Genomic DNA, 12,561 nt, shown 5'->3' with positions numbered 1-12,561 from the left:
TGGGCTGGGAGATGTGGAGAAGAGACAGCCGCCGACCGATACCGGCTCCGACGGGCGGAAGTCCGCGGTCAGCAAGCGTGGCGCCGCCGACGCCCCGGCGACGCCCGCCGGCGGGCCCGACCCCGCGGGCCGGGAGACGACGCTCGCGACGCCCGCCACGCGGAAGGCCGCGCGCGACCGCGACGTGGACATCAACGACGTGCCGACCGACCAGACCCGGGACGGCGAGGCGTTCGTCACGGCCGAGGCCGTGAACGCGTACGCTGACGCGCTGGAGTCGCCCGCGTCGACGCCCGAGCCGGAACCGGTCGAGACGGGCCCGGGCACGGAGCCCGCCGTGACCGCCGGCGACGCGTCCGAGACGAGCGCTCCCGCGTCGGGCGACGAGACCGTCCCGTACCGCGGCGTCAGGCGCACCATCGGCAAGCAGATGGAGCGCTCGAAGTTCACGGCGCCGCACGTCACCCACCACGACACCGCCGAGGTCGACGCGCTCGTGGAGGCCCGCGAGGAGCTGAAGCCGAAGGCCGAGGCCGAGGGGGTGAAGCTCACCTACATGCCGTTCGTGATGAAGGCCATCGTCGCCGGGCTGAAGGAGTACCCGTACCTCAACAGCGAGCTCCGGGAGGACGACGAGGAGATCGTGTTGAAAAGCGAGTACAACCTCGGCATCGCGGTCGCGACCGACGCGGGTCTCATGGTTCCCGTCGTCGAGAACGTCGACGAGAAGGGGCTCTTCGAGCTGGCCGACGCGGTGAACGACCTCGCCTCGCGCGCCCGAGAGCGGAAGCTCAAGCCCGCGGAGATGCAGGGCGGGACCTTCTCTATCACCAACTTCGGCGCGATCGGCGGCGAGTACGCCACGCCGATCATCAACTACCCCGAGACGGCGATCCTCGGGCTCGGGGCCATCGAGGAGCGCCCTGTCGTCCGCGACCACGCGGACGTCGAGTCCGAGTTCCTCGACGACTCGGACGACTCGACGGTCGTCCCGGCGCCGACGCTCCCGTTGTCCTTATCGATCGACCACCGCGTCGTCGACGGCGCGGTCGCGGCCGAGTTCGCGAACACCGTCATGGAACACTTGGAAAACCCCCTGCTGTTACTCAACGAATAATGGTCGTCGGAGATGTCACCACGGGAACGGAGGTACTGGTCATCGGCGCGGGGCCGGGCGGCTACGTCGCCGCCATCCGCGCCGCACAGGAGGGGCTCGACACGACCCTCGTCGAGAAGGACGCCTACGGCGGCGCCTGTCTCAACCGCGGCTGTATCCCCTCGAAGGCGCTGATCACGGGGAGCGGGCTCGCCCACGAGGCCGGCAACGCGGAGTTCATGGGCGTCCACGCGGACCCCGCCGTCGACATGGGGAAGATGATCGAGTGGAAAGATGGCGTCGTCGACCGGCTCACCGGCGGCGTCGAGAAGCTCTGTAAGGCGAACGGCGTGAACCTGATCGAAGGGACCGCCTCGTTCGTCGGCGAGGACACCGTCCGCGTCGCGCACGGCGGCGACGGGCAGGGCTCTGAGACGCTCTCGTTCGAACACGCGGTCGTCGCGACCGGCTCGCGTCCGATCCAGATCCCCGGCTTCGAGTTCGCCGAGGACCACGTTTGGAGCTCCGCCGACGCGCTCGACGCCGACACCGTCCCGGACCGGCTCGGGATCGTCGGCGGCGGCTACATCGGGATGGAGTTGGCGACGACGTACGCCAAGCTCGGGGCCGACGTGACGGTCGTCGAGATGCTCGACGACATCCTCGACCCCTACGAGGACGACGTGAAGCGGATCGTCCGGGAGCGCGCCGCGGAGCTCGGCGTCGAGTTCAACTTCGGCGAGGGCGCGAGCGAGTGGTCGGAGGCGCCCGACGGCGGGTACCTCCTCCACACCGAGACGGAGGACAGCGAGGAGTCGACGTACGGCGTCGACAAGATCCTCGTCGCGGTCGGCCGTCAGCCAGTCACCGACGGCCTCGACGTAGCGAACGCCGGTATCGAGACGGACGACCGCGGCTTCATCGAGACGGACGATCGCACGCGCACGGCGGTCGAGCACATCCACGCCGTCGGCGACGTCGCGGGCGACCCGATGCTCGCGCACGCGGCCTCGAACGAGGGGATCGTCGCCGCCGAGGTGATCGCCGGTGAACCTGCCGCGCTCGACCGACAGGCCGTCCCCGCCGCGGTGTTCACCGACCCCGAGATCGGGACGGTCGGGATGACCGAGGCCGAGGCCGAGGACGCCGGCTTCGATCCCGTCGTCGGCGAGATGCCGTTCAACGCCTCCGGCCGGGCGATGACGACCGGCCACACCGAGGGGTTCGCCCGGATCGTCGCCGACGAGGAGACCGGATTCGTCCTCGGCGGGCAGATCGTCGGACCCGAGGCGTCGGAGCTGATCGCGGAGGTCGCGCTCGCGGTCGAGATGGGCGCGACCCTCGAAGACGTGGCCGCCACCGTCCACACCCACCCGACGCTCGCGGAGGCGGTGATGGAGGCCGCGGAGAACGCTCGCGGGCAGGCGATCCACACGCTGAACCGCTGAGCGGCCCGTCTTCGAGACCCCGGGTCGGCGCCGTCGGCGACTCGACGCTCCCGCGCGGAGTCAGAAGTGGCCGCGAGGCGAACGGACGCGCCCGCCTCCCTCGGGTGGAACTCTCACACATGATTATCGAACTGTCGACTTCTCGATCCGTAGCGGGGTCGCCACTCACTTCTCGGCGGAGCACGCCATGCGGAGCGCCGCTGCGGTCCACGACGCCGACTTCGCAGATCGGAAAACAGAACTTCAGTTTCTCGATAGAAACTCTCCGTTATATCGATTATTGTCTCCTCGTATTAGACAATATTATCCGTAAAGAAGGGCGACTATTTTTTGATGGCTAGTAACACCCAAGAGTGGTGGCCGGACCAGTTGGACCTGGAGTTGCTCGATCAGAACTCCGCCGACATCGGTCCCTACGGCGAGGAGTTCGACTACGCCGAGGCGTTCGAGGAGCTCGACCTCGAGGCGGTCAAGTCCGACCTCGAAGACGTGATGACCGACTCGAAGGAGTGGTGGCCAGCCGACTACGGCCACTACGGGCCGCTGTTCATCCGGATGGCGTGGCACAGCGCCGGCACGTACCGCTCGCTCGACGGCCGCGGCGGCGCCGCCGGCGGCCACCAGCGCCTCCCCCCGATCAGCAGCTGGCCGGACAACGTGAACCTCGACAAGGCCCGGCGGCTGCTGGAGCCAGTGAAGACGGAGTACGGCGAGAAGCTCTCGTGGGCGGACCTCATCGTCCTCGCCGGCAACGTCGCGCTCGAGTCGATGGGCTTCGAGACGTTCGGCTTCGCGGGCGGGCGCGAGGACGACTTCCGGGGCGACGACGCGGTCGACTGGGGCCCCGAGAGCGAGTTCGAGACGACCTCCGAGGAGCGCTTCGACGAGGAGGGCGACCTCAAGGCGCCGCTCGGCAACACCGTGATGGGCCTCATTTACGTGAACCCCGAGGGGCCGAACGGCGAGCCCGACCTCGAAGGGTCCGCGAAGAACATCCGCCAGTCGTTCAGCCGCATGGCGATGAACGACAAGGAGACCGTCGCCCTCATCGCCGGCGGCCACACCTTCGGCAAGGTCCACGGCGCCGACGACGGCGACAACCTCGGTCCGGAGCCCGAGGACGCCCCCATCGACCTCCAGGGACTCGGCTGGGACAACGAGTTCGGCGAGGGGATGGGCCCCGACGCGATCACCAGCGGCATCGAGGGGCCGTGGAACGCCACCCCGACCGTCTGGGACATGAGCTACGTCAACAACCTGCTCACCTACGACTGGGAGCCGGAGAAGGGTCCCGGCGGCGCGTGGCAGTGGACAACGGAGAACGACGAGCTCGACGACGCCGCGCCCGGCGTCGCGGACCCCGACGACAAGGAGGACGTGATGATGCTCACGACGGACGTCGCCCTGAAGCACGACGACGACTTCCGGGCCGTCTTAGAGGAGTTCCGCGACGACCCCGAAGAGTTCCAGGAGACGTTCGCGAAGGCGTGGTACAAGCTCATCCACCGCGACATGGGCCCGCCGGAGCGGTTCCTCGGCCCCGAGGTCCCGGAAGAGACGATGATCTGGCAGGACCCCCTGCCCGAGGCCGACTACGAGGCCATCGGCGACGCGGAGGTCGCCGAGCTCACGGACGCGCTCCTCGAGTCCGGCCTGTCGACCGGCGAACTCGTCAAGACCGCGTGGGCGGCGGCGTCCACCTACCGCGACAGCGACAAGCGCGGCGGCGCCAACGGCGCCCGCATCCGCCTCGAACCGCAGCGAAGTTGGGAGGCCAACGAGCCCGAGGCGCTCGCTGACGTCCTCTCGACGCTCGAGGAGATCCAGACCGAGTTCAACGAGTCGCGCGACGACGACGTCCGCGTCTCGCTCGCCGACCTCATCGTGCTCGGTGGGACGGCGGCCGTCGAGCGGGCCGCGGCCGACGCGGGCTACGACGTCGAGGTGCCGTTCGAGCCCGGCCGCGTCGACGCGACGGCGGAGCAGACCGACGTCGACTCCTTCGAGGCGCTCGAGCCGGAGGCCGACGGCTTCCGTAACTACCTCGGCGACGCCGACGAGCCGGTCGAGGACCTCATGGTCGACAAGGCGGACCTGTTGAACCTGACCGCCAGCGAGATGACCGTTCTGGCCGGCGGTCTGCGCGCGCTCGGCGCGACGTACGGCGATTCCGACCGCGGGGTCTTCACCGACGAGCCCGGCGCGCTCACCAACGACTTCTTCGCGAATCTGCTCGACATGGAGTACGAGTGGGACGCGGTCACCGAAGACGAGGACGTCTACGAGATCCGCGACCGCGACACCGGTGAGGTCGCGTGGGAGGCGACGCGCGCCGACCTCATCTTCGGCTCGAACGCGCGACTCCGGACCATCGCGGACGTGTACGCCAGCGACGAGGAGAAGTTCGTCGAGGACTTCGCCGCGACGTGGAGCGAGATCATGAAGCTCGACCGCTTCGATCTCGAGTAACCCGATCGCCGCGCTCCCGGTTTTCTCTCTGACTCTGCCCCCGCCGAACGCGGGCCGGTGGTGCGTCGCTCCGCCGTCGCCCGCCGTTCGAGCCTCTCGCTGTCGGCCGCCGAGTCGTGACTCTCGCTTCGGACCCGGTGACCGGCGCCGATCAAATTCTATATCGCGACATATAATTTATCTTGTCGGCCACGTTCGAATCTCTCCCCGAACCGCGAGTTCGAGGGGGCCCCCGTTTCGGCGTCTCGGGGGCGATCGACCGGCTTTTTTCCCGCCGAGCCCTCGCTGGCGACATGGCCGACGAGTTCGACCCGGAGAAGTTCGAGGACAAGTACGCGCACTACTTCAACGAGCTCCAGCGGGCGTACAAGAACGCGTTCAACCAGATGAACGACCGGTACGACTCGGAGCTGATCCACGGCATCGACCAGACCGTGCTCAACGAGTCGGAGCCGTTCTACGAGGACGGTGAGTTCCGCGTCGAGCTCCCGGAGAACCCGCGCGAGCGCATCCGCGGCGCCGTCGCGGTCGACGACGAGACGTTTGAGGAGACGCTCGAGGAGTACGTCGAGCGGATCGAGTCCGAACTGTACCGGACCCTTGGGGTCGACCGACCGGAGTAGGGGTCCGACGCGACCCGCGACGGGAGCGGATCCGGCCGAACCAAAGGCATAAGCCCGGTGCCCGCCAACTCGCGGGCATGAGCACGGACACGGCTGACGCGGACAACGAACTCCGCGAGCGGATCACGAACTTCCTGCGGCGCAACTTCCCGCAGATCCAGATGCACGGCGGCAGCGCCGCCATCGCCCACCTCGACCGCGAGAAGGGCGAGGTGACGGTCCAGCTCGGCGGGGCCTGTTCCGGCTGCGGTATCTCCCCGATGACGATCCAGGCGATCAAGTCCCGGATGGTCAAAGAGATCCCCGAGATCGAGACGGTCCACGCCGACACCGGCGCGTCGGCCGGCGCCGACGGCGACCTCGGCGGCACCAGCAGCGGCGGCGGGATGTCTCCCTCCTTCCCCGGGGAGACGACCGACGACGACGGTGACGACGAAGGCCCCCAGGCGCCGTTCTGAACCCGGCCGACCACGCCTTTCCTCTCTTTCCGCTCGGCGAGTCGCAACGCCGTCAGCTACTGGACCGCCCGTCTCTGTAGATCCACCGTTTCTACGGTGTAGACGCGTTCTCTCGGCCTTATTGTCGTCTCTCTGACTCTCGCTGTCGTCGCTAGATGTATCACATAACGCTATATTGAATTGAGTCCGCCGTCCTTCTCGGTCCGACTGAAGCCTTTTTCTCCCCGGCCGCCGTGGGGAGTTGCTATGTACCACCGCGAGGTCGAACCAACGGCGGAGTACGTCGCGCGGTTCGAAACGGGGGCCGACTGGCGCGAGGAGATCGAGTCGCTCGCCCGCGAGGAAGACGTCGAGGCCGGCTGGTTCACGGCGCTCGGTGCGGTCCAGGACGCGAACGTCTGGTTCTACGACCAAGACGATACCGAGTATCGATCGGTGACGTTCGACGAACCGCTCGAGGTGGCCGCCTGCGTGGGCAACGTCTCGCTGTTGGAGGGTGACGTGTTCGCACACACCCACGCCGTCCTCTCGCGGCCGAGCGGACAGGCGCTCGCGGGGCACCTCGACTCGGCGACGGTCTGGGCCGGCGAGTGTCACCTGCGCGCGTTCGCCGAGCCGCTGGAGCGCTCGCACGACGAGGCGACGGACCTCGACCTGTGGCTGTGACCCGTCGACCGCGCCACCGGACCCCAGAGGCCCGATGAGACCGGACGACGAGCGCTACTTCGCCCGGATCGAAGAGCGACTCGACGAGGCGTGGGATGTCGCGGAGACGGCCAAAGAGCAGGGCCGGGACCCGGAGCCGGAGATCGAGATCCCGATCGCCCGCGACATGGCCGACCGCGTCGAGAACATCCTCGGCATCGACGGCGTCGCCGAGCGCGTCCGCGAGCTGGAGGGCGAGATGTCTCGTGAGGAGGCGGCTCTGGAGCTGGTCACTGACTTCGTCGACGGCAACGTCGGTGACTACGACTCCCGCGAGGGGAAGATCGAGGGGGCGGTCCGGACCGCGGTCGCGCTGCTCACCGAGGGGGTCGTCGCCGCGCCGATCGAGGGGATCGACCGCGTCGAGCTGTTGGAGAACGACGACGGCACGGAGTTCGTCAACGTCTACTACGCCGGTCCGATCCGCTCGGCGGGCGGGACGGCGCAGGCGCTGTCCGTGCTCGTCGCCGACTACGCCCGGTCGCTGCTCGACGTCGACGAGTACAAGCCCCGCGACGTGGAGGTCGAGCGCTACGCCGAGGAGATCGCCCTCTACGACAAGGACACCGGGCTCCAGTACACGCCGAAGGACAAGGAGTCGAAGTTCATCGCCAAGCACATCCCCGTCATGCTCGACGGGGAGGCGACGAGCGACGAGGAGGTCTCGGGGTTCCGCGACCTCGAACGCGTCGACACCAACTCCGCGCGCGGCGGGATGTGCCTCGTCGCCGCCGAGGGGATCGCGCTGAAGGCCCCGAAGATCCAGCGGTACACCCGTGACCTCGAGGAGGTCGACTGGCCGTGGCTCCAGGACCTGATCGACGGGACGATCGGGAAAGACGGGGCGGGCGACGGGGGCGCCGCGGCCGACGAGGACACCGAGAGCGGCACGGGAGACGGTGACGGCGACGCCGAAGCCGACGACGCGGCGGACACCGAGGGAGACGAGAGCGCGGCCGACGACGCGGCCGGACCGCCGCGGGCCGACCCCTCACAGAAGTTCCTCCGCGACCTCATCGCGGGGCGGCCCGTGTTCACCCACCCGAGCGAGGCTGGCGGCTTCCGACTCCGGTACGGCCGGGCGCGCAACCACGGCTTCGCGACCGGCGGCGTCCACCCCGCCACGATGCACATCGTCGACGACTTCCTCGCGGCCGGCACGCAGATCAAGACCGAGCGGCCGGGGAAGGCGCACGGCGTCGTCCCGGTCGACTCCATCGAGGGCCCCACGGTCCGGCTCGCGAACGGCGAGGTCCGCCGGATCGACGACCCCGAGGAGGCGAAGGAGCTCCGCAACGGCGTCGAGAAGGTCCTCGACCTGGGCGAGTACCTCGTCAACTACGGGGAGTTCGTCGAGAACAACCACCCGCTCGCGCCCGCCTCGTACGCCCCCGAGTGGTGGGTCCAGGAGTTCGAGGCGGCCGGCGCCGACGTCCGCGCGCTCCGCGACGACCCGCACGTCGACCTCGAACACCCCGGTGTCGACCGGGCGCTCTCGTGGGCGCGCGAGCACGACTGCCCGCTCCACCCCGAGTACACCTACCTCTGGCACGACGTGTCGGTCGACGCGTTCGCGGCGCTCGCCGACGCGATCGCGGCTGGCGAGGTCGTCGAGGGCGTCCTCGCGATCGAGCGCACGGATCAGGTCCAAGACACGCTGGAGTCGCTGCTGATCGAACACGCGGCGACCCCGGACGCCCTCCGGATCCCGACGTGGCGGCCGCTCGCGCGGTCGCTCGGGATCGACGACGGCCTCCGGAAGGAGTGGGACCCCGCGGACCTTTCCCCCGCGGCCCGGGAGTACGCCGACGGCGAGAACGCGATCCGCGCGGTCAACGAGGTCGCCCCCTTCGAAGTGCGCGAGCGGGCCCCCACCCGCATCGGTAACCGGATGGGACGCCCCGAGAAGTCGGAGAGCCGCGACCTCTCGCCGGCGGTCCACACCCTCTTCCCGATCAACGAGGCGGGCGGCCCCCAGCGCGACGTCGCCGAGGCCGCGAACGTGATGGACGACACCGGCCGGCGGGGGCGACACGAACTGGAGGTCTCCGACCGCGTCTGCCCGGACTGCGGCGAGCACACCTACGCCGCGCTGTGCCCCGACTGCGAGACGCACACCGAACCGCACTACGAGTGTAACGACTGCGGCACCGTCTGCGAGCCCGACGAGGCCGGCCGCGTCGAGTGCCCGAACTGCGAGTGGGAGGTGACGGCCGCGGGGTATCAGGAGGTCGACGTCAACGACGCGTACCGCACCGCCTTGGAGACGGTCGGCGAGCGCGAGTCCGCCTTCGAGATCCTGAAGGGGGTTCAGGGGCTCACCTCGCGGAACAAGACGCCGGAGCCGATCGAGAAGGGCGTCCTCCGCGCGAAGAACGGCGTCACGTCGTTCAAGGACGGAACGGTCCGGTACGACATGACCGACCTCCCGGTCACCGCGGTCCGGCCCGAGGAGCTCGACGTCACCGCCGACCACTTCCGCGAGCTCGGCTACGAGACCGATATTGACGGCGAGCCGCTGCGCCACGACGACCAGGTGGTCGAACTGCGCGTCCAGGACATCGTCCTCTCGGACGGCGCGGCCGAGCACATGCTCAAGACCGCCGACTTCGTCGACGACCTCCTCGAACAGTTCTACGGGCTCGACCGCTTCTACGAGGTGAACGAGCGCGACGACCTCGTCGGCGAGCTCGTCTTCGGGATGGCGCCCCACACGAGCGCCGCGACTGTTGGGAGAGTGGTGGGTTTCACGTCGGCCGCGGTCGGATACGCTCATCCGTACTTTCACGCCGCGAAACGGCGGAACTGCTTCCACCCGGAGACGAAAATCTGGTACGAGGACGAAGCCGGAAAGTGGCACTACGACCCCATCGAGACACTCGTTGAGGACCGACTTGACGCCGAAACGGCTGAAGAGGACGACTTCGGGACGCTTGTCCAGAAACTCGATGACGATGTGTATGTACCGTCCGTAACTGAGGATGGCGAGAAAACGCTCCAACGGGCTGAAGCACTCTCGAAGCATCCTTCGCCTGACCACCTCGTCCGCGTCGAAACAAAGAGTGGACAGGAGCTGACGGTGACGCCCGACCACTCGATGCGTCGGTGGACCGGCGATGGAATCGAGCGCGTGTCGGCCCGAGAATTAACCACGGAAGATGCGCTCCCTGCGCCGAAACAGATCTCGGTTGACGGGGAAACAGCGACGTTCGACCTGCTCGCGGAATTCCTCGACGCGGACGCCGTTTCGAACGACGACCTGATGATCCGAGGGCTCGGCGAATCTAATCTCAAACAACTCCTCGATGATGCGACAGACGCCGAGAACTACCTGAAGCCTGTTGCGGAACTCCTCGACGTTAGTCAGTCGACGGTGTACAACTGGGTGTCTCGCGACAGCATCTCGGCCGGCGTTCTGATCGAACTGTACGACTGCGACACTGTCGTCGAACGCGTTCCCACCGACGTGACACTTGGAATCCGTCGAGACAGCGCTTCGATTTCGCGTCAGTTCGATGTCGACGAGACGGTCGGCACGATGCTCGGATACTACGCTGCAGAAGGGTTCACCCGGCAGGAGGCTGGGTCATTTTACCAGACGACAATCTGTACGCCGGACGACGTGCCACGCGACGAGATCATTGACGTCTTTGACGACGTATTTGACGTTGAGGCGTTCGAGGAGAACGAATGGAAGATTACTGTTTCCAGTCGCCTCGTCACGACGCTGTTCTCGGATGTTCTTGACGCCGGGAGTCGTGCGGAGACGAAACTAATCCCGGACTGCGTGCTCTCCGCACCGGACTCGATTCTCCGAACGTTCCTCGCGGCGTACTTCTCTGGCGACGGAAGCACGTCTAGCGAACGCGTCGAGGTTCGCGCACATACGGTGAGCAACGACCTACAGTCCGACCTAATCGCAGCCCTCAAGCGGTTCGGTATCGCTACGAAAGTGTATCGCGAGGAGCGTACCCCGAAGACGGGTGCGGTGGCCGAGTTCTACGACGGCGAGCAGTCGTTCGAATCCTGGGTCCTCAAGATCACATCACAGAACGCCGTGCGGTTCGCCGACCGAGTCGGCTTCCATCTCGGCCGCAAGGACGAGACGCTTACTGACGTGCTGGACCGCGTCGATACCCGAACACAGCGACTCTTCGGTGACGGAGGCGACGTTTGGGTTGACGAAGTCGTCTCTGTCGAGATGGTCCAGTCCGACATCGAATTCACATACTGTCTGACTGTTGAGGAGACAAACACGCTCGTCGCGAACGACGTGTACTCCGGTCAGTGTGACGGTGACGAGGACTGCGTGATGCTGCTTATGGACGGACTGCTCAACTTCTCGAAAGAATTTCTGCCCGATCAGCGCGGCGGGCGGATGGACGCGCCGCTGGTGATGTCCTCGCGAATCGACCCCTCCGAGATCGACGACGAGGCGCACAACGTCGACATCGTGCGGGAGTACCCCAAAGAGCTGTACGAGGCGTCCCGAGAGATGGCCGACCCGGAGGCGGTCGAGGAGCTGATCCAGATCGGCGAGGACACGCTCGGCACCGACGACGAGTACCACGGGTTCGACCACACCCACGACACCACCGACATCGCGATGGGACCGGACCTCTCGGCGTACAAGACGCTCGGCGACATGATGGAGAAGATGGACGCCCAGCTGGAGCTGGCCCGGAAGCTCCGCGCGGTCGACGAGACCGACGTGGCGGAGCGGGTGATCGAGTACCACTTCCTGCCGGACATCATCGGGAACCTCCGGGCGTTCTCGCGGCAGGAAACGCGCTGTCTCGACTGCGGCGAAAAGTACCGGCGGATGCCGCTGACGGGCGAGTGCCGCGAGTGCGGCGGCCGCGTGAACCTCACCGTCCACGAGGGGTCGGTGAGCAAGTACGTTGACACCGCCATCGAGGTGGCGGAGCGGTTCGACTGCCGGCCCTACACGAAACAGCGGCTGAAGGTGTTAGACCAGTCGTTAGAGTCGATCTTCGAGGACGACACGAACAAGCAGTCCGGCATCGCGGACTTCATGTGAGGTGGGGGGAGCGGCCGCGGGTCGAGCGGGCCTCACCGCGCCGGACCCTCGGGGTTCAGTCGCCGCGCGCTTCCTCGACCACCCGCGTGAACTCGCGGGCGGTCTCGGTGATGACCTCATAGTCGCCGCGCTCGGCGGCGTCGTAGTCGACGAGCGCGCCGCCCGCGCCGACCGCGAACGCGCCCGCCTCAACGTACTCCGCGGCGTTGTCCGGGCTGACGCCGCCGGTCGGCATCATCGGAATCTGGCCGAGCGGCCCCTTCATCGCGCCGAGGTGGGCCGGCCCGACCGTCTTCGCGGGGAACACCTTCACGAAGTCGGCGCCCGCCTCGTAGCCGCGGACCGCCTCCGTCGGCGTCATCACGCCGGGTGCGCTGACCGCGCCGTAGCGGTTACACGTCTCGATGACGTCCTCGTGGAGGCTCGGCGAGACGACGAACTCGGCGCCCGCCATCAGCGTCGTCCGGGCCGTCTCGCTGTCGAGGACGGTACCGGTGCCGACGACGACCTCGTCGTCGAAGGAGGCGGTCACCTCGTCGATGAGGTCCGCGACGTTCGGCGTGTCGGCGGTGATCTCGACGGCGGTGACGCCGCCTTCGCGGAGCGCCTCCGCGATCTCGATGAGCTGGTCGGCGGGCACCCCGCGGAGCACCGCGACGACGCCGCTGTCGACGAGCCGTGAGAGCGTCTCGTTCATACTCACCGTTTCCCGAGTCGGCTC

The 12,561-nt window shown here is 67.6% G+C and carries 8 protein-coding genes; 7 read left to right on the top strand and 1 reads right to left on the bottom strand.

Annotated features, from left to right (window positions below; translation table 11 throughout):
• From Z052_RS07635 to polC, 7 genes are all read left to right on the top strand, one after another.
• Positions 1–1,117, top strand: a 1,117-nt coding sequence (locus tag Z052_RS07635) for a dihydrolipoamide acetyltransferase family protein (protein WP_099288942.1), incomplete at its 5' end; no start/stop codon positions are given.
• Entirely contained in the window at positions 1,117–2,544 is a 1,428-nt protein-coding gene (lpdA, locus tag Z052_RS07630; RefSeq protein ID WP_049932253.1) for a dihydrolipoyl dehydrogenase, read from the top strand. The genes Z052_RS07635 and lpdA, both read left to right, overlap by 1 nt.
• A gap of 333 nt (positions 2,545–2,877) precedes the next feature.
• A complete protein-coding gene (gene katG / locus Z052_RS07625; RefSeq protein ID WP_094520563.1) occupies positions 2,878–5,013 on the top strand; it encodes a catalase/peroxidase HPI in 2,136 nt (711 codons plus the stop codon).
• Between the two features lie 293 nt (positions 5,014–5,306).
• Positions 5,307–5,636: a DUF5783 family protein gene (locus Z052_RS07620; RefSeq protein ID WP_007995328.1), complete on the top strand. Its 330-nt coding sequence runs from the start codon at positions 5,307–5,309 to the stop codon at positions 5,634–5,636.
• Positions 5,637–5,713: 77 nt separating this feature from the next.
• Entirely contained in the window at positions 5,714–6,094 is a 381-nt protein-coding gene (locus tag Z052_RS07615; RefSeq protein WP_049932256.1) for an iron-sulfur cluster biogenesis protein NfuA, read from the top strand.
• A 246-nt stretch (positions 6,095–6,340) separates the two neighbouring features.
• Complete coding sequence (locus Z052_RS07610) at positions 6,341–6,760, top strand: PPC domain-containing DNA-binding protein (protein WP_094520562.1); 420 nt, start codon at positions 6,341–6,343, stop codon at positions 6,758–6,760.
• Between the two features lie 34 nt (positions 6,761–6,794).
• The gene (gene polC, locus Z052_RS07605; RefSeq protein WP_094520561.1) at positions 6,795–11,840 is read left to right on the top strand and encodes a DNA polymerase II large subunit; all 5,046 of its coding nucleotides are present in this window, start codon (positions 6,795–6,797) and stop codon (positions 11,838–11,840) included.
• A 55-nt stretch (positions 11,841–11,895) separates the two neighbouring features.
• Here the strand turns inward: polC and Z052_RS07600 are convergent, their stop codons facing one another.
• A complete protein-coding gene (locus Z052_RS07600; protein WP_049932261.1) occupies positions 11,896–12,537 on the bottom strand; it encodes a bifunctional 4-hydroxy-2-oxoglutarate aldolase/2-dehydro-3-deoxy-phosphogluconate aldolase in 642 nt (213 codons plus the stop codon).
• Between the last annotated feature and the right edge of the window lie 24 nt (positions 12,538–12,561).

This window comes from Halorubrum sp. C191, assembly GCF_002727095.1.
GTDB classification, from domain to species: Archaea; Halobacteriota; Halobacteria; order Halobacteriales; family Haloferacaceae; genus Halorubrum; species Halorubrum ezzemoulense.
Note: the sequence above shows the minus strand (reverse complement) of the source record. Positions and strands in the feature narration are given on the sequence as shown.

Coding starts and splice junctions, on each gene's coding strand:
- Z052_RS07615 (WP_049932256.1), top strand. CDS start 5,714: ATGAGCACGGACACGGCTGACGCGGACAACGAACTCCGCGAGCGGATC.
- katG (WP_094520563.1), top strand. CDS start 2,878: ATGGCTAGTAACACCCAAGAGTGGTGGCCGGACCAGTTGGACCTGGAG.
- polC (WP_094520561.1), top strand. CDS start 6,795: ATGAGACCGGACGACGAGCGCTACTTCGCCCGGATCGAAGAGCGACTC.
- Z052_RS07600 (WP_049932261.1), bottom strand. CDS start 12,537: ATGAACGAGACGCTCTCACGGCTCGTCGACAGCGGCGTCGTCGCGGTG.
- Z052_RS07620 (WP_007995328.1), top strand. CDS start 5,307: ATGGCCGACGAGTTCGACCCGGAGAAGTTCGAGGACAAGTACGCGCAC.
- lpdA (WP_049932253.1), top strand. CDS start 1,117: ATGGTCGTCGGAGATGTCACCACGGGAACGGAGGTACTGGTCATCGGC.
- Z052_RS07610 (WP_094520562.1), top strand. CDS start 6,341: ATGTACCACCGCGAGGTCGAACCAACGGCGGAGTACGTCGCGCGGTTC.